The organism is Allorhizobium paknamense, from assembly GCF_030815125.1.
Taxonomy (GTDB): Bacteria; Pseudomonadota; Alphaproteobacteria; order Rhizobiales; family Rhizobiaceae; genus Allorhizobium; species Allorhizobium paknamense.
Genome location: NZ_JAUSWH010000005.1, coordinates 158,700 through 179,495 on the forward strand (window position 1 = coordinate 158,700; position 20,796 = coordinate 179,495).

The 20,796-nt window shown below is 61.4% G+C and carries 18 protein-coding genes; 12 read left to right on the plus strand and 6 right to left on the minus strand.

Annotation, left to right across the window (positions count from 1 at the left end; genetic code table 11):
• Nucleotides 1-2: 2 nt before the first annotated feature.
• The 5 genes from QO005_RS10100 to QO005_RS10120 all read right to left on the minus strand — a co-directional run bounded on the left by QO005_RS10100 (nt 3) and on the right by QO005_RS10120 (nt 4,867).
• Nucleotides 3-1,007, minus strand: coding sequence for an ABC transporter permease (locus QO005_RS10100; RefSeq protein ID WP_307157891.1), 1,005 nt, complete (start codon nt 1,005-1,007; stop codon nt 3-5).
• Nucleotides 1,004-1,813, minus strand: coding sequence for an ATP-binding cassette domain-containing protein (locus QO005_RS10105; RefSeq protein WP_307157892.1), 810 nt, complete (start codon nt 1,811-1,813; stop codon nt 1,004-1,006). Before QO005_RS10105 ends, QO005_RS10100 begins: the two co-directional genes overlap by 4 nt.
• Nucleotides 1,810-2,763 carry an ABC transporter substrate-binding protein gene (locus QO005_RS10110; protein WP_307157893.1) on the minus strand — a complete coding sequence of 318 codons (954 nt, stop codon included), beginning with the start codon at nt 2,761-2,763 and terminating at the stop codon, nt 1,810-1,812. Before QO005_RS10110 ends, QO005_RS10105 begins: the two co-directional genes overlap by 4 nt.
• Before the next feature lie 31 nt (nt 2,764-2,794).
• Nucleotides 2,795-3,817, minus strand: coding sequence for a LacI family DNA-binding transcriptional regulator (locus QO005_RS10115; RefSeq protein WP_307157894.1), 1,023 nt, complete (start codon nt 3,815-3,817; stop codon nt 2,795-2,797).
• A gap of 171 nt (nt 3,818-3,988) precedes the next feature.
• Nucleotides 3,989-4,867 (minus strand): aldose epimerase family protein, encoded by an 879-nt coding sequence (locus tag QO005_RS10120; RefSeq protein WP_307157895.1) that lies wholly within the window; start codon nt 4,865-4,867, stop codon nt 3,989-3,991.
• Nucleotides 4,868-4,977: 110 nt separating this feature from the next.
• Here QO005_RS10120 and QO005_RS10125 point away from each other — a divergent pair, with 110 nt between their 5' ends.
• Both QO005_RS10125 and pglB read left to right on the plus strand, forming a co-directional pair.
• Nucleotides 4,978-5,940: a mannonate dehydratase gene (locus tag QO005_RS10125; RefSeq protein ID WP_307157896.1), complete on the plus strand. Its 963-nt coding sequence runs from the start codon at nt 4,978-4,980 to the stop codon at nt 5,938-5,940.
• A 14-nt stretch (nt 5,941-5,954) separates the two neighbouring features.
• The gene (gene pglB / locus QO005_RS10130; protein ID WP_307157897.1) at nt 5,955-7,292 is read left to right on the plus strand and encodes a polygalacturonase PglB; all 1,338 of its coding nucleotides are present in this window, start codon (nt 5,955-5,957) and stop codon (nt 7,290-7,292) included.
• A gap of 38 nt (nt 7,293-7,330) precedes the next feature.
• On the opposite strand, the gene QO005_RS10135 is transcribed toward pglB, so the two are convergent.
• Nucleotides 7,331-8,128, minus strand: a complete 798-nt coding sequence (locus QO005_RS10135) for an NAD-dependent epimerase/dehydratase family protein (RefSeq protein WP_307157898.1) — start codon at nt 8,126-8,128, stop codon at nt 7,331-7,333.
• 200 nt (nt 8,129-8,328) lie between these two features.
• Here QO005_RS10135 and QO005_RS10140 point away from each other — a divergent pair, with 200 nt between their 5' ends.
• The 10 genes from QO005_RS10140 (at nt 8,329) to cas3 (ending at nt 20,487) form a co-directional block, all read left to right on the plus strand.
• Nucleotides 8,329-9,075 carry a FadR/GntR family transcriptional regulator gene (locus QO005_RS10140; protein ID WP_307157899.1) on the plus strand — a complete coding sequence of 249 codons (747 nt, stop codon included), beginning with the start codon at nt 8,329-8,331 and terminating at the stop codon, nt 9,073-9,075.
• 70 nt (nt 9,076-9,145) lie between these two features.
• Nucleotides 9,146-10,063 (plus strand): 5-dehydro-4-deoxyglucarate dehydratase, encoded by a 918-nt coding sequence (gene kdgD, locus QO005_RS10145; protein ID WP_307157900.1) that lies wholly within the window; start codon nt 9,146-9,148, stop codon nt 10,061-10,063.
• Nucleotides 10,064-10,145: 82 nt separating this feature from the next.
• On the plus strand, nt 10,146-11,435 hold the full coding sequence (locus QO005_RS10150) for an ABC transporter substrate-binding protein (RefSeq protein WP_307157901.1): 1,290 nt from the start codon (nt 10,146-10,148) through the stop codon (nt 11,433-11,435).
• A 245-nt stretch (nt 11,436-11,680) separates the two neighbouring features.
• The gene (locus QO005_RS10155; RefSeq protein WP_307157902.1) at nt 11,681-12,601 is read left to right on the plus strand and encodes a carbohydrate ABC transporter permease; all 921 of its coding nucleotides are present in this window, start codon (nt 11,681-11,683) and stop codon (nt 12,599-12,601) included.
• 12 nt (nt 12,602-12,613) lie between these two features.
• Nucleotides 12,614-13,453, plus strand: coding sequence for a carbohydrate ABC transporter permease (locus QO005_RS10160; protein ID WP_307157903.1), 840 nt, complete (start codon nt 12,614-12,616; stop codon nt 13,451-13,453).
• Between the two features lie 53 nt (nt 13,454-13,506).
• Nucleotides 13,507-14,589 (plus strand): ABC transporter ATP-binding protein, encoded by a 1,083-nt coding sequence (locus QO005_RS10165; RefSeq protein WP_307157904.1) that lies wholly within the window; start codon nt 13,507-13,509, stop codon nt 14,587-14,589.
• Nucleotides 14,590-14,664: 75 nt separating this feature from the next.
• A complete protein-coding gene (locus tag QO005_RS10170; RefSeq protein ID WP_307157905.1) occupies nt 14,665-15,537 on the plus strand; it encodes an SMP-30/gluconolactonase/LRE family protein in 873 nt (290 codons plus the stop codon).
• Between the two features lie 80 nt (nt 15,538-15,617).
• Nucleotides 15,618-15,803 carry a DUF3008 family protein gene (locus QO005_RS10175; protein ID WP_307157906.1) on the plus strand — a complete coding sequence of 62 codons (186 nt, stop codon included), beginning with the start codon at nt 15,618-15,620 and terminating at the stop codon, nt 15,801-15,803.
• A 645-nt stretch (nt 15,804-16,448) separates the two neighbouring features.
• Complete coding sequence (locus QO005_RS10180; RefSeq protein ID WP_307157907.1) at nt 16,449-17,660, plus strand: SIP domain-containing protein; 1,212 nt, start codon at nt 16,449-16,451, stop codon at nt 17,658-17,660.
• 55 nt (nt 17,661-17,715) lie between these two features.
• Nucleotides 17,716-20,487, plus strand: a complete 2,772-nt coding sequence (gene cas3 / locus QO005_RS10185) for a CRISPR-associated helicase Cas3' (RefSeq protein ID WP_307158074.1) — start codon at nt 17,716-17,718, stop codon at nt 20,485-20,487.
• Nucleotides 20,488-20,796: the final 309 nt, after the last annotated feature.

Sequence of the window (20,796 nt, forward strand, 5' to 3'; positions counted from 1 at the left end):
CATCAGGCCTTTCTCTTGGCGCCAAAGCGGAAATTGGCGGTGAAGATGCGGGTGTTGAGCCAGATGGCGGCAAGGATGATCGCGCCGGTGACGATCTGGGTGAAAAACGGCGAGATATGCATGAGGATCAGCCCGTTGCCGATCACCGCAATCGTCATGGTGCCGAGGACGGTGCCGAGAATGGTGCCGCGACCGCCCATCAGCGACGTGCCGCCCAGAACCACCGCTGCCACCACCTGCAACTCGAAACCCACTGCCGCATTGGAAGAGCCGGAGCCGAGACGGGCGGCAATCAGCAGGCCAGCAATTGCGGAAGAGACACCCGCAACCAGATAGACGGAGGCGAGGATCCATTTCGCCGGCATGCCAACCCGTCGGGCCGCTTCCAGATTGGAACCGACAGCGACGACGCGGCGGCCATAGCGGGTGGACGAGATCACCACATAGCCGATGATGGTGAGCAGGATGCCGATCAGCGCCGGAACCGGCATGCCCAGCCAATCGCCGCGACCGAGAAAGAAGAAGCCGGGCGCATCGGGGATCGGGATGGAATAGCCCTGGGTGATGTAGAGCGCCACACCGCGCAGGATGGACAGACCGGCAAGCGTGACGATGAAGGCCGGAATGCCCTGATAGGCGATGAACCAGCCCTGCAACAGGCCGAGCACCCCGCCGAGCACAAGCATGGCGACCAGCACCAGCGGCCAGGGATAACCCGCCGCCAGCCCGATTGCGCCGATGGCATTGATCAGGGCCACCATGGAGCCGACCGAAAGATCGATGCCACCCGTGATGATCACCAGAGTCATGGCAATGGACACGATCAGGATCGGTGCTGCCTGGCGTACGACGTTCAGCAGATTGCCGGCTGTCAGAAACGTATCCGTGGTGACGGAAAAGAACAGCATGCAGGCGAGAAAGAAGACGGCGATGGAGAGAACCTGGGCGTTTTCCGCAATGAAATCCGCCAGCGGCGAGCCCTTGGCGCGTTCAGTATAGACGGTCAATGGCGGCCTCCCACGATGAGTTTGACGAGGTCTTCCAGGCTCGTTTCATTGATCTGCCGTTCCGCCACCTTGGTGCCCTCATACATGACGGCAATGCGATCACAGACGCGAAACAGATCCTGCAGCCGGTGGGTGATGAGAATGACCGAAACGCCCTTCGCCTTGACGCGGTTGATCAGCGCCAGCACGGCCTCGACTTCCGCGACGGCCAGCGCCGAAGTGGGTTCGTCCATGATCAGCACCTTCGGCTGGAAGGATGCCGCACGGGCAATGGCAATCGCCTGGCGTTGCCCACCGGAAAGCTTTTCGACCTTGGCGGTGAGGCGGGGAATGCGGATTTCCAACGCATCCAGCATCTTGCGCGCTTCTTCCAGCATGGTCTGCCGGTCGAGAAACGGCCCCTTGGTGATTTCACGGCCCAGAAAGAGATTGCCGACCACGTCGATATGGTCGCAAAGGCTCAAATCCTGGAACACCATTTCGATATGGCGATTGCGGGCGTCCGCCGGACCGGAAAGGCGCAAGGCCTCGCCATCCATGGTGATCGTGCCTTCATCCGGAATATAGGTGCCGGAAATCACTTTGGTAAGCGTAGACTTACCCGCCGCATTGTCGCCGACAAGGCCGAGGCACTCGCCCGGATAGATGTCGAGATCGACGCCACGCAGTGCTTGATGCGAACCGAAGGTCTTGCGGATATTTCTGAGCGAAATGCGCGGCTGACGCTGGTCTCCGGCGGGTTGCCGGGGGAGAAGGTCTCCCCCGGCGCCGGTGACAGCGGTTGGGTGCTGTCCGCCGGAAATCATTTGAAGATCGCCCGGTAGGGTTCGACATTCGCCTTGGTGACGATGGTGACCGGCACGGCAATGGTCTTTTCGACCTTGCCGCCATCGGAAACGGTCTTCAGCGCCTTGACGGCGGCAGCGCCCATGGCCGACGGATCCTGCTGGATGACGCCTGCGACATAGCCCGCATCGATACCCGCAATGGCCTGCTTCGTCAGATCCCAGCCGAAAACTTTGATATCCTTCTGCTTGCCCTGGCTTTCGACGGCAGCGACAGCGCCCAGCAGGGCCGGTTCGCCGGTGGCATAGATCGCGGTCATGTCCGGATTGCCGGTGATCAGGTTTTCAGCCGCCGAAAGGGCGTTATCCTGCACGTTCTGGCCGTCGACCACGCCGGCGGCGGTGATCCCCGGCTTATCCTTGATCGTGTCTTCAAAGCCCTTCTGGCGGATGTTCTGGATGAAGGAATTCAGCGCGCCGACGACGCCGATCTTCGCCTTGCCGTTCATGTCCGATTTGACGTAGTCGAGGAAGAACTTGCCCATGTCGGCGCCCGCCTTGGCATTGTCCACGCCGATCTGCGCCTTCTGTGGGCCTTCCGGCAGGATGGCGTCGATGGCGACGACCGGGATATTGGCGGCAGCCGCCTGCTTGACAGCGGGCATGATGCCGTTGACGTCGATGGCGACGACGGCAATGCCATCGACCTTCTGCTGGATATAGGTTTCGATAGCGCTGTTCTGGGCGGCAGGGTCGTTGTTGGCGTTGAAGATCACCAGCTTGACGCCCGCTTCCTTGGCGGCCTTTTCGGCGCCCTCGTTCATCTGGTTGAAGAACAGCGCCTGCTGGTTGATCTGCACCAGCGCAATGGTCTTTTCAGCGGCGCTGGCAAGGCCTGCCGAAAGACTGACGCCGGCCAGAACGGTGGCGGCAAGTGCTGCGGAAACATATCTGCGTGTAAAGACTGTCATTCTCGTTCGTCCTCTGTTGGTTCCCGTTGCTTTATGGGTTCGGCGGCGGCGCAACGGAGCTCCGCACGACGATTTCGACAGGAATCAGCTCCTCCGGCGCGGAGGGGCTCTCATCCCAATTGGTTTCCAAAAGCAGCGACAGCGCCCGGCTGCCGATGGCGCGCACCGGCTGGCGAATGGCCGTCAGCGGCGGTGCAAAGAGATGCAGCGGCCCGACATCGTCGAAGCCGATCATCGAGACATCCTCCGGAATGCGCACGCCCTCAGTGCGCAGCACCTCGATCATGCCGATGGCGATTTCGTCGGAACTGGCGAAGATGGCGGTGGCGGGGCGCCCCTCGTCCAGGAAGCGCCGGGCGGCGGCACGGCCGAATTCCACCGTGTAATCGCCGCAATAGCGCGTCAGCATCAGGTGCTCGCCCAGCCGTGCGGACAGCGCCTGCCGGAAGCCGGTGAAGCGGCGCTCGGTACTGATCATCTGTTCGGGGCCGCCGACATACAGCACGCGGGCATGGCCGTGATCGGCGAAATGCTCGCCCGCCAGCCGTCCGCCCTGCACATTGTCGCAGAAGAGTTTCGGCACGGTGGCGCCCTGCACGTCTTCATCCACCACCACCACCTTGCCGGTGGCGTTGATCAAGTCTGCCAGCTCTTCCGTATCGGGATGGTTGGTGATGAACACGAGGCCATCGACGTGATTGCGGGCAAGAAGCCGCAGATAGGAGAGTTCGCGTCCCGGACGGTTCAGCGTCGCAAACAGCGACACCGCAAGGCCGCGCCGGTCCGCTTCTTCTTCCACGGCAGCCACCAGCATGCCGAAAAACGGGTTGGCAATATCCGGTACCACAAGGCCGATCGTATCGGAGCGGCCCCGGCTCAAACGCCGGGCATGGGGATTGGGAACGTAATTCAGGTCGCGAATGGCCTTGTCGATCCGCGCCTTGGTGTCTGCGGGCAGATCAAGCGTGCCGTTCAACAGCCGCGAGACGGTGGCAACCGACACGCCTGCCGCCTGGGCAACATCCTTCAAGCTGGTCGCACGGGTTTGCGCCATTCAAAAACCTCTCCAGTGCATTTCCGGAAGGAAATGCTTTCGTTCCCACGCGCGGCCCGATTGTGGTCTGTTTTCGGGCTTCTTTGCGTTGTAAAGCGGTTTAGTAAACCGATTTACAAAACGAACCAAAATTCCTTTCTTCTGTCAAGCGGGTGCTAAAAAGTTATTTTCCTATTTGTGAAATGGGGTGATGGAGAGCTGCAGGTGGCCAGACAAGCTCTCCGCCGGGGCGAGAATTGTCATCTGGGCATCCGCGCCAAGTGAGGGTCGATTGATCGCATCCGGCAGGTGTGTAACCGGTTCAAGGCAAAAGACCGGACGTTGCTCTGGGACGAAAAGGTGCAGATGGCGAAACGCACCCCTTGCCCGAAGGTCCATTTTGACATTGCTGGCTGGCTTTTCCACCGATACGGACCCATGCGCATTGAGGAAGCAGCGGTCCAGTCCCTGCACCTCAGCCAGATCATGGCTTTGGCGAGCGGGAGAGATGGTCTGGCGGGGGCCAGTGGGCAGGCCACGGTCATCGGAGGCGTGGAAGCCTTCTGCTGTAAACGTGACCTTGTCCCCGTCTTCTCGCGGAAAAAAGGGATGCAGGCCCATGCCGAAAGGAAAATGCCACTCCCCGTCATTGTGCAAGGCAAGGGACAGCATGATGCCGTCCGGTGCAAGTGCCACCTCGAAGCGAGCGGTGTAGCGCCAGGGATGCGCCTCGCTCTCTACCCGATCGATCAACACGGCATGCGCGGTATCCGCCTCCAGCACCTGCCAGCGCCGGTCGCGGGAGAAGCCGTGAATGGCCATGGACTGTTCCGGCCTGTTCAACGGGATCGCAAAGGGCGCACCGTCAACATGAAAACGTCCGTCGGCGATCCGGTTCACGAAGGGCGCCATCAGAAAACACCCTGCCGTGAAGCCGGATGCAGGATCCCGCAAAGGTTCGAGAATCGGCAAGGGCGCACCGCCCCCGAGCCATTCCGCCGCAAGGAGGCTGGCGCCGAAGCGCGGGGATACGACCACGCGATATTGGTAGGCTTCCAGAACGAGGTCCATGGCGGATTCCCTGTACACGATGCGTCACCCGACGGAGGAGATGACTATTGACGCAATTTGTACGATCTATAAGATATCTTATATTATAAGTTCAAGGGACGGAGAAATCCATGTATATCGGAACCCAGATTCCAGCGCGTCATGACGATGATTATCGGGTCATGAAACAGTTGGGCGTCAACAATGTCTCGGCCAATCCGGACGGCCCCTGGACAGGCTGGGACAGGGAGACGCTGGCGCGGTTCCGGGAGAAGGTGGAGGGTTTTGGCCTGACGCTGGACATGCTGCAATTGCCGATGCATTCCTCGCCGGTCGATACCCAACCCTGCAAGGACATCATGCTGGCCGGGCCCGACCGCGATGCGCAGATTGACGGCATCTGCCGGTTGATCGAAAATTGCGCTGCCGTCGGCATTCCGTCCGTGCGCTATAATTTCAATTATATCGGTATTCCGCGCACGCCGATGGAGCCTGGCCGCGGCGGCTATATGGCAGAGGCTTTCCGCTGGGATCTGGTCGATCAGAACGAACCGGGCCCGGCGGGCGTGCTCTCCGAGGAGACGATCTGGGAGCGGGCGGATTATTTCCTGGCTCGCGTGGTGCCGGTGGCGGAAGCGGCGAATGTCCGCCTGGCCTGCCATCCGCATGATCCGGCAACGCCGCCCGGCTACAAGGGCGTCACCCGCATTCTCGGCACGGTCGAAGGCATGAAGCGGTTTGTCCAGATGCATGAAAGCCCGGTGCATGGGCTGAATTTCTGCATCGGCACGCTGGGGGAGATGCTGGAAGATGTCGGTGAGGTGGCAGACGTCACCCGCTGGTTCGGCGAGCGCGGCAAACTGATGAACATCCATTTCCGCAATATTGTCGGCAAGCGCTACTCCTTCCGGGAAAGCTTCCCCGATGATGGCGATATCGACATGCCGAAGGTGATCGATGTGCTGCGCGAGGTGGGCTATAAATACATGGTCATGCCTGACCATGCGCCGACGCTTTCCGGTGAAAACCAGCAGCAGGTGGCCTTTGCCTATTGCTACGGCTATATCGCCGCTCTGCTGCAGACGCGCCATTGAAGGTCGAAACGATCATGACCGCATCGAAACGCGTCAGCATCGCCCCGCAGTCCGATCCGGTGACGGCGGTTCTTCAGGCCGAAATCGACCGGGGGGAGGCGGGGCTGCATCTTCGCCTGGAGCCCGGCATTCACCGCTGCGGCGGCCTCAGGCTGCGCTCTCATATGATATTGGAACTGGCGGAGGGCGCCGAGCTTCACTTCCTTTCCGACTATGAGGCCTATGCGCAGACACCGGTGTCCGTGGTCGCCGAGGAAAGCGATCGCGGCATGCTGGTGGCTCAGCGCGCCGAACACCTCTCGATCATCGGCAAGGGCCGGATTTTCGGCAATGGCGCCGGTGCCTTCACCCATGGAGAGGATGCAGGCATGGGCACGCTGGTGGCGCACAAGCTGCGCCCCCGGGTGATCGTGCTCGAAGAGTGCCGTAACCTGACGATCCAGGGCATTTCCATTGATGATGCTCCCCTCTGGACCATGCATTTCGTGGCCTGCGACGGGGTGAAGATCGAGGATGTGCATGTCGATAACAATCGCCGCATGCCCAATACCGACGGCATTGTCATCGATGGCTGCCGCAATGTGCTGATCGAGCGGTGCGAATTCCGCACCGCCGATGACGGCATCGTGCTGAAGACCACGCGCCGCCCGGATGGCAGCCTGACCGGGGCTTGCGACACGATCACCGCCCGTGACTGCGTCATCGAAAGCCATTCCTGCGCGCTGAAGCTGGGCACGGAGAGCTTTTCTCCGTTCCGCAACATCGTCTTCGAGGATATCCGCATCGAAAAGTCCAATCGCGGCCTGGGCATTTTCTCGCGTGATGGCGGGCTGGTCGAAAACATTCGCTTTGCCCGCATCACGCTTGATTGTCATGAAACCCCCGCCGGTTTCTGGGGCTCCGGTGAGGCCGTGACCATCAACACGGTGGACCGGCGACCGGAAGAGGGGCCTGCCGGTACGGTGCGACATGTGGTGGTGGAGGATATCAGTGGCCTGATGGAAGGCGCGATCAACCTCGTGGCCGAACGGCCTGGCGATATCTCCGAGGTGACGCTTCGCCGGATCGCGCTTCGCCAGCAGCCGGGCCGGTTCGGAACCGGCCTGACCTATGATATCCGCCCGACGGAAGCGGATCGCTTCGACCGTTTCGAGGAAGAGGGGGCAAAGGGGCGCGTCAATGCCTGGCGTTTCGATGCCGAAGGCCGGATTATCGGTCTCATCGATTATCCCGGCGGCATGCCTGCCCTTTTCGCCAAGGGTGTTGCAGGTCTGGTGATGGAAGAGGTCACGGTCGATCGCCCGGACCCATTGCCGGAGCGTTGGAACCCGCAAAATATCGTGATTTCATGAAAAAAGCCCCCGGATCTGCAAATCCGGGGACTTTTTCTTCACTCATCCTCGTAGATGGGCTTTTCGGTAAACGGACCACCCTGATACAGGGCGCTGGCGGAATTCGGGTCCGGCGGCGGTACGGTGGCCTCGATATGGGCACGGTACTCTCCGGCATTGTCCTTGGGCCGCCAGCCCAGAAAATTCGCCTTGCGATTGTCCCACCAGCAGGCGTCATTGTTCGAAACACCCCAGATGATCGGGCAGCCAAGGCGCGGCGCCTTGAAGACGCATTCGGCAAGCGAGGCAAAATCCCCATAGGAAAACCAGGTGGCGAGCATGCGCTGATCGCGTGGATGCTCGAAACAGGAACCGATGCGCACCACGGCGGTTTCCTGGCCGAACTTGTCGAAATACATTTGCGCCATCATTTCGGCGAAGCATTTCGAAACGCCGTAAAGCCCGTCCGGGCGCGGCGGAATGGTGGCATCGAAATACTCATCCTGACGGTAGAAGCCCACCGTGTGCAGCGAGCTTGCCAGCAGGATGCGCGGCTGGCCATGGGCGCGGGCGGCTTCATAAAGGTTATAGCAGCCCGCGATATTGGCATGCATGATCTTCGAAAACGGCGCTTCCCCGGACATGCCACCCAGATGCACGATGCCGTCGCAGCCATCCACCAGCCGGTCCACGCTGGCTTTGTCGCCCAGATCGCAGGTCACCAGTTCCTCGTGATCGGCGGCAGTGCCCAGATCGGTGATGTCGGAAAGGCGCAGAATGGTGGCGAGCGGCGCCAGTTTTTCACGCATGACACGGCCAATTCCGCCGGCAGCACCAGTGATGAGAAGTCGATGCACGGAAAATCTCCAAAAGAGCGCCCAATACGGGCTGATTGGATGAGAGATCATATAGGATGGGCAATTATCCGGCAACCCATCATATGACATGCGGGATCGTCCTTGATGTCCGGGCTCTGCTATGAGATTATTGTGGTTGCAGCCAGCGGGTAACGCCTTGTTATGATAGGTTGCCGCAGTTCGAAGCACAGGATGGTAGCGTGGCAAGCGAAAAACAACAGATTTCCCAGCCGTCTAAGGGCAAGGCGACGCTTGTAACGCAACTGGTGGAAAAATTGCGTGCCGCAATTCTGTCCGGCGAATTTCGTCCCGGTGACAGGCTGCCCAGCGAAGCGCAGATGACGCAGGACTATGAGGTGAGCCGCACCGTGATCCGCGAGGCGGTGGCAGCGCTGAAGTCGGATGGATTGGTCGAGCCGCGCCAGGGGGCGGGGGTTTTCGTGCTGGCCCTACCCACGCCGGTTTCCCTGCCATTTCAGAATGTTGACAGTGCCCGGGTCTCCTCCGTCATCGAATTGCTGGAACTGCGCATTGCGGTGGAGATCGAGGCGGCGGCGCTTGCAGCGCAGCGCCGGTCGCCGCAGCAGGAAGAGACGATCCTGTCGCGCCATCGCGACCTTTTCATGTTGATCGAGGCGGGCCAGCCGACGGTTGAGGCGGATTTCGCCCTGCATCTGGCCATTGCCGAAGCGACCAACAATCCCCGTTTTCCGGAATTTCTGTCGATGATCGGTCGCAGTGTCATTCCGCGTGCCGTGCTCAATGACAGTTCCGATCCGGCCTTGCAGCACAGCTATCTTTCGCAGATTCATCAGGAACATGCGGCCATTGTCGAGGCAATCTCCAATGGGGATGATGTCGCGGCGCGGGCGGCCATGAAGCTGCATCTCAGGGGCAGTCTGTCGCGGTATCGCTCTGCTCATCAGAGGAGTTTGATGAAGATATAGTATAAGTTATTGACAAGTCCGCCACGCCGGTGGTAGCGTCCTCGCATGATTGAGACGGGGAGAAAACCGCATGCATCCTGAGGACATTAAAAAAGCGCTCGGTTCAGGCCTCTTGTCATTTCCTGTCACGCATTTCGATGCATCCGGCGCTTTCGCCCGGGAGAGCTATCAGGCGCATGTCGAGTGGCTTTCCGGCTTCGACGCGCCGGTTCTGTTTGCGGCAGGTGGCACGGGCGAGTTCTTTTCGCTGACCCCTTCTGAGGTGCCCGAGATCGTCCGCGCCGCCAAGGAAGCGGCGGGGTCAACGGCCATTGTATCCGGTTGCGGCTACGGGACCGAAGTGGCGGTGGAGATTGCCAGGGGCGCGGAAAAGGCGGGCGCGGATGGTGTTCTGCTTCTGCCGCATTACCTGATCGATGCGCCGCAGGAAGGGCTCTATGCCCATGTCAAGCGCGTCTGCCAGTCAGTCGGCATCGGTGTCATGGTGTATAACCGCGACAATTCGGTGATCCTGCCGGATGTTCTGGCGCGCTTGTGTGATGAGTGCCCGAACCTGATCGGCTTCAAGGATGGCACCGGCGATATCGGGCTGGTGCGGCAGGTTACGGCCAAAATGGGTGACCGTCTGATGTATCTCGGCGGCATGCCGACGGCGGAACTGTTTGCCGAGGCCTATCTGGGTGCTGGCTTCACCACCTATTCATCCGCGGTGTTCAATTTCGTACCGGCGCTGGCGGTCGAGTTCTACCGGGCGCTTCGCGCCGGCGAGCGTGCCACCTGTGAACGCTTGCTCAACGAATTCTTCTATCCTTTCATGGCCATTCGCAATCGCGGCAAGGGTTATGCGGTTTCGGCCATCAAGGCAGGCGTGCGCCTGCAAGGTTTCGCCGCTGGCCGGGTGCGCAGTCCGCTTTGCGACCTGAGCCGGGAAGAGGAAAACATGCTGGATGCGTTGATCGCGCCTTACCGGCGCGTGAAAGCGGCCTGAACACCGTTTGCCTGCATCGAAAATCGGGGGGATGCAGGCCTCAGGTGAAAATGACAATGGGTAAGGACAGGGAGGAATGACAATGCGCAGAACAATCAAGGCGTCGCTTGCCGCTGGCGTGGCGCTGCTGATCATGGGGTCTCAGGCGTTGGCGGAAACCATCAAGGTCTGGTCCCGCCAGACGGATGAGTCCGCCGTTATCCTGAAGAACCTGACGGATGCTTTTACGGCCAAGACCGGCATTCAGGTGGAAACCTATAATACGGGCATGGATTTCGAGCAGCGGCTGGCCCGCGCCGCCGCTGGCCGCGATCTGCCGGATATCGTCGTCAACGATGACTCCGCGCTGGGCCAGATGCTGAAAATGGGCATCATCCAGCAGATCGACCCGGCCAAGATCGAAGGCAGCGATCAGGTGGTGCCCGCTGCCTGGGAAAGCGCCAAGGGTGCGGATGGCAAATTCTATGCCGTGCCGGTTTCGGCTCAGGCCTTTGCGCTTTTCGTGCGCAAGGACTGGCGCGAAAAGCTCGGCCTGCCGCAGCCCAAGACCTGGGATGACCTGCGCAAGCTTGCAGAGGCCTTCACGAAAAACGATCCGGATGGCAATGGCAAGGCCGATACGTTTGGCATGACCATCCCCGCTTCCACCGTGCGTGGCTATGCCAGCTGGTTCATGAGCAATTTCATCTGGGAAGCCGGTGGCGATTATCTCAAGCAGGAAAACGGCGGCTTCAAGCCTGACCTTGCCAACAAGGCCGGTGCCGATGCGCTTGGTTTCGTGCGCTCGCTCTTCTGCGAAGGTCTGGTGCAGCCCGGCGCCATCAACGCCACCACGGGCGATGCGCTGCCCACCTTCCGCTCTGGCCAGACCGGTATCTTTCTCACCGGCCCCTATCACATTGCGCAGCTGGACGAGCAGCCGGGCAAGAATGTGATCGAGGTTCTGCCGCCGCCGGCAGGTCCGGGTGGTGTGGCCGCCCTTGCCGAAGGCACGAGCGCCTACATTATGGCAGGCACCAAGCATCGCGAAGCGGCGGAAAAATTCATCTCCTTCTTCATCTCGCCGCAGGGCCAGGAAATCGGCATGGCCGAAGGGTCTGGCCATACGCCGCTGGTGCGTCTGCCGATCAACAAGAATGTCGATGTCAACGCCATCCGCAAGGATCCGCGCTGGGAGACCTTCAAGGAGGTCTTCGACAAGCATTCGCATTATGTGCCGCCGGTGCCGAACTGGACGCCGATCCGCATGGCGACGGCTGAGGGCTTCAACAAGATCCTCTCCAATTGCAATGCCGATATTCCGGCCGAGCTGAAGAAGATCGATGAAACCGTTGCGGCTGAGCTGACCAAGCAGAAGGCGCTTGCCGAATAATCGGGGCTGCGGGTGGGGAGCCGACGGTTCTCCGCCCGTCTCCTTCTGCCGCGAAGATCATCAGCAATCGAGCGCCCTGCGGTCGCCTGTTGGAGCATTTCCAGGGAAAGTGGAAACCGGTTTCCCGTCCGGAAATGCGCAGAAACAAAGGGCTAGAGCGCCGATCTGATTCATTCAGATCGAAAGGGCTCTAGAAACAAGAGGTTGTCATGTCGGAAACGAGCAGCCTTCATCGGGAAAATACGATGGCGTCATCCAGTACGGGTGTCAGAAGTGGCAAGCGCGTCAGGCGGCGTCCGGTCAAATGGGGCCGGGCGCTGATGCCCTGGCTGTTTCTCATGCCGGCGCTGCTGATCTTTTCCTGGTTCAAGTTCTATCCCATGCTCTCCGGGCTCACCATGTCCTTCTACAAGGTGCAGTTCTATGGTGAGAGCGAATGGGTGGGGCTCGACAATTTCGCGCTTGCCTTTACCGATCCCGATCTGCGCAACGCGGTGCTGCACACGCTGATTTACGTGCTGGTGTCGACGGCTGCAGCCTCGACGCTGGCCTTTCTGCTGGCGCTGGCGCTGGAAGGGCAGGCACGGCATCTGCGGATCCTGCGCACGGCGATGTTTCTGCCGGCCATCACCAGTGCGGCCATTATCGCGGAGATCTGGCGCATTCTCTTCAATTCCGCTCATTATGGTGCCGTCAACGAAGTGATCGGTCTTTTCGGCATCGCGCCGCAAGGCTTCCTCACCGATCCGAATCAGGCGCTCGGGGTGCTGATCCTGATGGAAATCTGGAAGAGTACGCCCTATGACATGGTGATCTTCGTGGCTGGTATTGCCGGGATCAATCGCGAGCTTTACGACGCCGCCAATGTCGATGGCGCAAGCTGGCTGCGCAAGCTCTGGCATGTGACGTTGCCGGGTATTATCCCTTCGATTTCCGTCGTCATCATGCTGTCCTTCATCCGCGGCTTTCGCGTCTTTGCGGAGGTCTACGCCACCACCGGCGGCGGCCCTGCGGGCTCGACGGAAACCATCATGACGCAGATCTACAAGACCGGCTTCCAGAACCTGGATTACGGCTATGCCTCTGCCGTGTCGCTTCTGCTTCTGTTGTTCACGATCCTGCTGACCTTGATCCATACGCTGATCAAGTCACGGCTATCCTCGTAAGGAGGCGTCCGCATGCGTCCCTCTTTCGCTCTTCGCCTTGCCCGTCTGCTTCTTTACATCGTGGTGGTCGCTGTCTTTGTCGGCCCCTTCTGGGGTGTGATCGTCACCGCCTTCAGCGGGCTGGTGCTGAAGCCCGGGCAATTGCTGCTCTTTCCGGTGCAGCCGACTCTTGCCAATTTCCGCTCGGCGCTGATCGATATGCAGGTCTGGCGCTATCTGATGAATTCCATGGTCGTTTCCCTCATCGGCACGGTGCTGCAGGTGATGGTCAGCGCGCTTGCGGCCTATGCGCTGGCGCGCAAGAAGTTTCGCGGGGCGGCCATCGTCAGCCTGCTGGTGCTCAGCACCATGATGTTGCCGGAGGAGATCATTTCCATTCCGCTCTATCTGGTGGTGCAGACGCGGTTTCCGGTAGTGGATGCTTCGATCTACAATACCTATGCGGCGATGATCCTGCCGGTGGTCGGCTGGGCCTTTTCCATCTTCATGCTCACGGAGTTCATGCGCGCCGTGCCGAAGGAACTGGAAGAGGCCGCCCGCATCGACGGTGCCAATGAGTGGCAGATCTTCGCGCATGTGGTGCTGCCGCTGGTGCGCCCGGCGCTGGGTACGGTGGTGATCTTCGGCTTCATCATGATCTGGGACCAGTATCTGCTGCCGCTGATCGTGGTGGATGACAAGGGCCTCTTCACCATGCCGGTCATGCTGGGCATGCTGCGGGTGGATGAGACGATCACGCCGAACATTTTCGTGGCCGCCACGCTCCTGGCCATGGCGCCGCCGATCATCTTCTATCTGCTGCTTCAGAAACAGTTCAATCGCGGCATCATGTCCGGTGCCGTCAAGGGATGAGGACTGCCGCAACCCAATCGCGAAGCGGTTTTCGTCAATCCGAGAGGAAAAAAATGGGCGCTGTATCGTTGAAAGGGGTCTCCAAATCGTTTGGAGCCGTCGATGTCATCAAGGATGTCTCGATCGAAATCGATGAGGGCGAATTTTGCGTGCTGATCGGGCCGAGCGGTTCCGGCAAATCGACGCTGCTGCGCATCATCGCCGGATTGGAAACCATCGACGAAGGTGACATTCTGATCGGTGCGCGCGATGTCACCGATCTTGAGGCCAAGGAGCGCGACATCGCCATGGTCTTCCAGAGCTACGCGCTCTATCCGCAAATGACGGTGCGGGAGAATATGAGCTTTGCGTTGCGGCTCAAGCGCCGGCCCAAGGAGGAGATCCGCCAGAAAATCGATCGCGTGGCAGAGATGCTGGGACTGGAAGCGCTTCTGGACCGCCTGCCGAAGGAGCTTTCGGGCGGTCAGCGCCAACGCGTGGCCATGGGGCGCGCCATTGTCCGCGATCCCGCCGTCTTCCTGTTCGATGAACCGCTGTCCAATCTCGACGCCAAGCTGCGCAACCAGGTGCGCGGCGAAATCCGCGAATTGCACAAGCGCATCGGCACCACCTCGGTCTATGTCACCCATGATCAGGTGGAGGCCATGACCATGGGCCAGAAGATCGTCGTGCTGCGGGATGGCCGGGTGGAGCAGACGGGCACCCCGCTCGATCTCTACGATCAGCCGGACAGTGTTTTCGTCGCAGGCTTCATCGGCTCGCCCGCCATCAACATGCTGGCCGCGCGGGTGGGTGGCGAAGGCCGCACCCTGCATCTGGCCGAGGGAAGCATCGTCATGCCCCTGCCGGAAGGCTATCGCATCGAAAGCAACCGCGAAGTCTATCTGGGCATTCGCCCTGAGCATTTGCAAACGGTGGGCAGCGATGCGCCCGGCGCCTTGCCCGCAAAGGTTCACGCCATCGAAACCACCGGCTCCGATACCACGGTCATCTGCCATTCGCCCGTGGGCAAGATGCTGATCTCCTCCAAACAGCGCAGCCTGATGCGTGAAGGCGATGGTTTTGGCCTTGCGCCCGATGCCGATAAACTTCTGATCTTCGACAGGGCAAGCGAGCGGCGCATCCTGCGTGGTTAGAGCATCGGACCGAAAAGCGGGAACCGGTTTTTCTCCGGAAATGCGTGAAAACAAAGAGTTCGGAGTCCGTAGCGAATGACAGCCACCTTCAAGGCGGAGCGCATTGCCAGTCCCGGCTGCACCATTGCCGAATGCCCCGTCTGGTCGGCGCGGGAAAACTGCGTCTACTGGGTCGATATTCCCGAAAAGCGGCTCTTTCGCTTGGATGTGGCGTATGGCCATCTGCGGTCATGGGCGCTTTCCGTCAAGGTTGGCGCTTTCGCCATCAGCGACGGCGGCGGCTTTATTGCCGCGACGGAAAAAGGCTTTGCCCATCTTGCCCTTGAGGAAGAACAGGCCCTCTTTACCTTCGGCGCCGGTCCCGATCTGCCCCCCGGCTGGCGGATGAATGACGGCGCCTGTGACCGGCAGGGGCGGTTCTGGGCGGGCAGCATATCACCCACGCCTGCCGAGGCGGATCAATGGGGCGCGCTCTTCAGCATAGGCCAGGAGGGGCAGGTGGTGGTGCGGGGCGGGGCGTTTCGCGTGCAGAACGGCCTTGCCTGGAGCCCGGACGGGCGGCGTCTTTATGTGTCGGATTCCCATATCTCCAACGTCCATGTCACCCGCTACGATTTCGATCCCGAGACCGGCGCGTGCAGCAACGGCCAGCCCTTTGCCGATCACGCCCTGCTGGGCGGTCGTCCCGATGGCGCGGCCATGGACAGTGACGGCTGCTACTGGATCGCCGCCAGCGATTCCGGCCGCCTGCTGCGCCTGACGCCCGAGGGGCGGATCGATGCGGTAATCGAAGTCGATGTGCCGAACCCCACCAATCTCTGCTTTGGCGGCGCGGATCTGAGCACCGCCTATATCACCTCGCTGCGGCGCGAAGGCGTGGGCGGCGGCGATCTTTTCGCCGTCACGCTTCCCTTTCAGGGGCTGGCTGAACCTTGCTACCAGCCCTGATCCCCGTCTGCACCTGACGGAACTTCGAGCGATCCTGCCGGTTTTGCAGAAACACGGTGCAACAGAAACGAGGTTCCGCCATGCCCGCCAAATCCAAAGCCCAGCAGATGGCCGCCGGTGCCGCGCTTGCCGCCAAGCGTGGTGAGATCAAAAAGAGCGACCTCAAGGGCGCCTCCCGATCCATGGTGAAGTCCATGAGTGAGAAAGAACTGCACGACATGGCCTCCACCAAGCGCAAGGGCAAGCCGCAGCACGCCTCCTCGTGAGGCGCCTGCCTTCGCACGCGCCGCCTCCAACAACCTGAAACAGCCCAAACCCGATCGTCAGCCCCTCAAATCAAGGGGCTGACAAACCCCCAAATTCAGCCTTCAATAGCCCGAGGCTCTCGCCCACGGCGCTACCGAAAAATCGGTAGGTTTTTTGAAGATTGAATAAAGCAAGATCATTCAGTATGTTATCTGGAAGAGTGTTCCCCGCATACGCGGGGCTGAACCGCCATGCCACGGTTGAGGCACGCGTCCATTCGGGTGTTCCCCGCATACGCGGGGCTGAACCGAGCTTGCAGGACGTGTCCGCAGCTTACCGCGCGTGTTCCCCGCATACGCGGGGCTGAACCGCTGACAAAGCAGGCTACGGCGGGCGGAACCGAGTGTTCCCCGCACACGCGGGGCTGAACCGATCGGGATCGAAAACGATCAGGCAATCTACCTGTGTTCCCCGCATAAGCGGGGCCTTCCCTCCTCCCCCAAATAAAATCCCGATATATCTTGATTTCCGATCTATCGGAATCTATCTTTCCCGCCATGACAGAAGATGAACACGCCCCGCCTCACCGCCAAGACACCCACCCGGATCGCGAGCACAGGGGTCGCCCTCGTGGCCGGCCTTTGGATTATGGGGAGTTGCGGCTGTTGATCCTTGCGCTCATCGCGGAGCGTCCCAGCCATGGTTATGAGTTGATTCAGGCGGTATCGGCCTGTTTTGGCGGGGGGTACAGCCCCAGTCCGGGCGTGTTGTATCCCACGCTTGCCTGGCTGCGGGATCAGGGATTTGCCCGGCCCGTCGTGGGGGAGGGCGCGCGCAAGAGCTATGCCATCACCCCGGAGGGGGAGGCTTTTCTCTCTGCCAATCACGCCACCGTGCACTGTCTGCGGGCAAAGGGGCGCAAGCTTGGCGGTCGGCATAATGCGCCGCCGCCGATCATTCAGGCCATGGATGAGGTGAAAGCCGCCTTGCGCAGCAGTGTACGCGGACCGGACGTCACGCCGCAGGAGATCGAGCAGATTGCCGCGATCCTGCGGGAGGCCGCCCGGCAGATTTCAACGAACAGGATAAAACACGAGATGAAAACCGAAACGAGTGTGGCCGAGACCGTGGCCACGTTGGAGCCGCCGCGCATCGAGCGCGTGCGTCATGAATTGCGCCGCCGCCAGTTGACCGTGCTGTCCACCGAGCGATTGACCCCGAACATGATCCGTCTGGCGCTGGGCGGCGAGGAATTGCAGGGCTTCGTCTCTGCTTCCCCTGATGACCATATCAAGATCTTCGTGCCGGATGCGACGGGCGAGATGGTGATGCGGGAATATACGCCGCGTCGCTATGAGCCGGAAACGGGCCGTCTTCTGCTGGATTTTGCCGTGCATGATGCCGGGCCGGCCACGGAATGGGCCGTGCAGGCCCGCCCCGGGGATAAAATTCAAATCGGCGGCCCGCGTGGCTCGGCGGTCATTGCCGGGCCGGTTCCGGCCTGGTTGCTGGTGGGCGATGAAACCGCGCTGCCTGCCATTGGCCGCAGGCTGGAGGAATTGCCGCCCGGCACGCCCGTGACCACCGTGATTGCCGTGCCCGGACCTGCCGATGAACAATCCTTCGAGACGAAAGCCACGCTGACCGCCCAATGGCTGCATCGAAGCGATCCCACCGATGCCGCTCCCTTTCTGGCAGCGCTCAAAAATCTGCCGCTTCAGCCCGGCACCTTCGTGTGGATCGCGGCGGAAGGGGCCGTGACCAAGGCCATTCGCGCGCATTTTCTGGAGGAGCGCCAGCATCCGCGCCCCTGGCTGAAAGCCGCGGGCTATTGGGTCAAGGGCAAGGCCGATACCAAGGAAAGCTTCGAAGACTAGGTTGTATTGCCGCATTTCCTGTGCTCATAGGGTGCTGTCGTGAGCGTGGGGCGTGATGATGACGGCGGTGCCGGATTTTTTGCAATTCTGGGGCAAGGCCCGGCGTAAAACCCTTGCGCCGGGTGATGAGCCCGGCGCGGAACAGGGCGAAGACGAGATCGGCTGGCACCCGCTGGCCTATCATTCGCTGGATGTGGCGGCGGTGGCCCAAGGCCTGCTGCCGCTGTTTCCCAATCTGGTCCGGCGGCTTGCCGGGGCAGGGGATAGCCAGGCAGCAGGCCGTTTCATCGTGGCGCTGGCATTGCTGCATGATATCGGCAAATTCGCGCGCGGCTTTCAGTTCAAGGTGCCGGCGCTGTTTCCCGCCACGCTGCGGCGTCCGGGGCAGGATGCCCCGCCCGGCGATCATACGTTCACCGGCTTGTGGATGCTGAACAAAGGGCCGCTTGCGCCCCTGCTGAAGGCGCTGGCGCCCGGCATCGATGAACATGCCATGCCGGTCATCCTCCATGCCGTTGGCGGGCACCACGGACGCCCGGTAGACGTGGGCGGTCTGGAATTTGTCCATGCCGACCATATTGGCCGGGCGGCGCTAACGGCAGCAGAGGCCTTTGCGCGGGAGGCCTTGCCGCTTGCAGGCGCTTTTATGCTCGAAGGCGAGTTGGATGATGTTGAGGCCAGCGCGCTCTCCTGGCAATTGGCGGGCTTCATCAATCTGGCGGATTGGATCGGCTCGGACCAGCATCATTTCACCTTCATCCCGCCCATCCATTCCCTTGCGGCATATTGGCAGGATTTTGCCGTGCCGCGCGCCCGGCAGGCGCTGGCGGCGGCGGGTCTTGGTCGCAAGCGGTTGAACGAAGCGACCGGCTTTCACGCGCTGACCGGGCTCGATTTTCCGCCTGCCGCCATGCAGGCGCTGATGGAAACAATCGAACTGCCGGAGCGCGGTGAAGCCTGTTTCACCATGATCGAGGACATCACCGGCGGCGGCAAGACAGAATCCGCCCTCATCCTGGCGCATCGGTTGATGCTGGCCGGGGCGGCGGATGGCATCTACGTGGCACTGCCCACCATGGCCACCGCCAATGCCATGTATCAGCGGCTGGGCGCGGTATACCGGCGGCTGTTTCACCGCTTGGAACAGCCCTCGCTGGCGCTCTCCCACGGCGCGGCGCATCTGCATGAGGGGTTTGGCGGCAGCGTTTTGCCCATGGAGGCGGCAGCCCCGGCCTATGAGGATGACGATGCGGCTGAGGCCGTCTGCGCCCAATGGATTGCCAGCGATCGCCGCCGCGCCTTTTTTGCCGATGCCGGGGCGGGCACTGTCGATCAGGCCTTTCTGGCCGTGCTGCCCGCAAAATTCGCGGCGCTGCGCCAGCTTGGTCTTTCCCGCAAAATGCTGATCATCGATGAAGTGCACAGTTATGACGCCTATGAGGGTGTGGAACTGGCGCGGCTGGTGGAATTCCAGGCCGCCAATGGCGGTTCCGTCATTGCACTTTCCGCCACCTTGCCGGAGGTGATCCGCACCCGGCTGGTCACCGCCTGGCGCCTTGGCTGCGGCATGCGGGGAAAGCTTGCGCCATCACCCGCATCGCCGCTGCCGCATTATCCGCTCTGCAGCATGGTGACGGCCTCGGGCGCGGCGCGGACCTCGGATGTGGCGGCGCGGGCCGATCTCTGCCGGTCTGTGGCGGTGCGCAGGCTGGAAGACCCGGCGGCGGCCTATGCCGCCATCGCCAAAGCGGCGGAGCAGGGCGCAGCGGTGGCCTGGGTGCGCAATACCGTGGATGACGCTTTGGAAGCCTGCCGCAGCTTGCAGGCCATGGGCTTGGCGGCGGAGGTGTTTCACGCCCGTTTCGCCATGGCTGACCGGCAGGCCAGGGAGGCCCGCGCCATGGCCCTTTTCGGTCGCGGCTCCACGCCTGAGCAGCGCCGGGGGCGGGTGCTGGTGGCCATGCAGGTCATCGAACAATCGCTGGATCTCGATTTCGACCTTCTGGTGAGTGACATCGCGCCCATCGATATGCTGATCCAGCGCGCAGGCCGCCTGTGGCGGCACGCCCGTCCCACGCGCCCGCTTCAGCAGCGGCAGATGCTGGTGGTCTCGCCGCTGCCGGTGGAGGAGGCCGGGCCGCAATGGCTCTCCGGCAGCCTGCCCGGCACCTCCTATGTCTATGCCAACCACGCGCTGATCTGGAAATCGGCACGCGTGCTGTTCAAGACCGGCGAAATCCGCTCGCCGGAGGGCGTGCGCCATCTGGTGGAACAGGTCTATAGCGAAGGCGCGCTGGACGACAGCCCAAAGGGCCTGGAAGGCCGCCGCCGCGTGGCTGAAGGCGAAAGCCAGGCCGACACCTCGCTCGGCCGCTTCAACGTGTTGGACCGCAAGAAGGGCTACGGCGCCTCAAGCAGCCTCTGGCACGCCGAGGTCCGCATTCCAACCCGGCTTGGCCCGGAAAGAACGATCTTCCGCCTGGCCCGCTGGACCGGCGAAACGCTTGAGCCCTGGGCCGGTAACCTCGCCCCCGATCAGACCCGGCAGGACGTGGAACGTCTTTGGGCGCTCTCGGAAGTCTCGCTCGCCAGCGGCAGGGCCAATGCCCGTGGCGCCTACCCGCCGGAGATCGAACAGGCCGCCCTGCACATGGAAAGCACCTGGGCAGACTGGGAACGCGCCGTGCTTCTGCCCGTCCTCCCCGCAAAGGATCAGCCCGAAGCCCGTCTACTGCTGAAAACCCCGAAAGGCCAGGAGATCGAAGCCCGTTACGACTGTGAAACCGGCCTGACTTTCCCCCAAACCGGCTTGCCCGCCACGCCCTGAACGAATTCCACTAACCTTCACCGCCTCCTTCTGCCAACCCAGCAGAAGCAGCGAAATCGACACCGAAAAATCGGTAGGTTTTTTGACAATTGAAGAAGACGATATCTTTCAGTATGTTATCTGGAAGAGTGTTCCCCGCATACGCGGGGCTGAACCGGTCATTTTGACCGCTGGGAGTACCGGGTTTTCGTGTTCCCCGCATCTGCGGGGCTAAATCCTGAGCCACCGCGCACACCTTCCCCAGAACAGCGTGCCCAGGCTCAAAACCGTCCACGCCGCTCACCTTCCGGCGTGCATGCCTCCTCATCA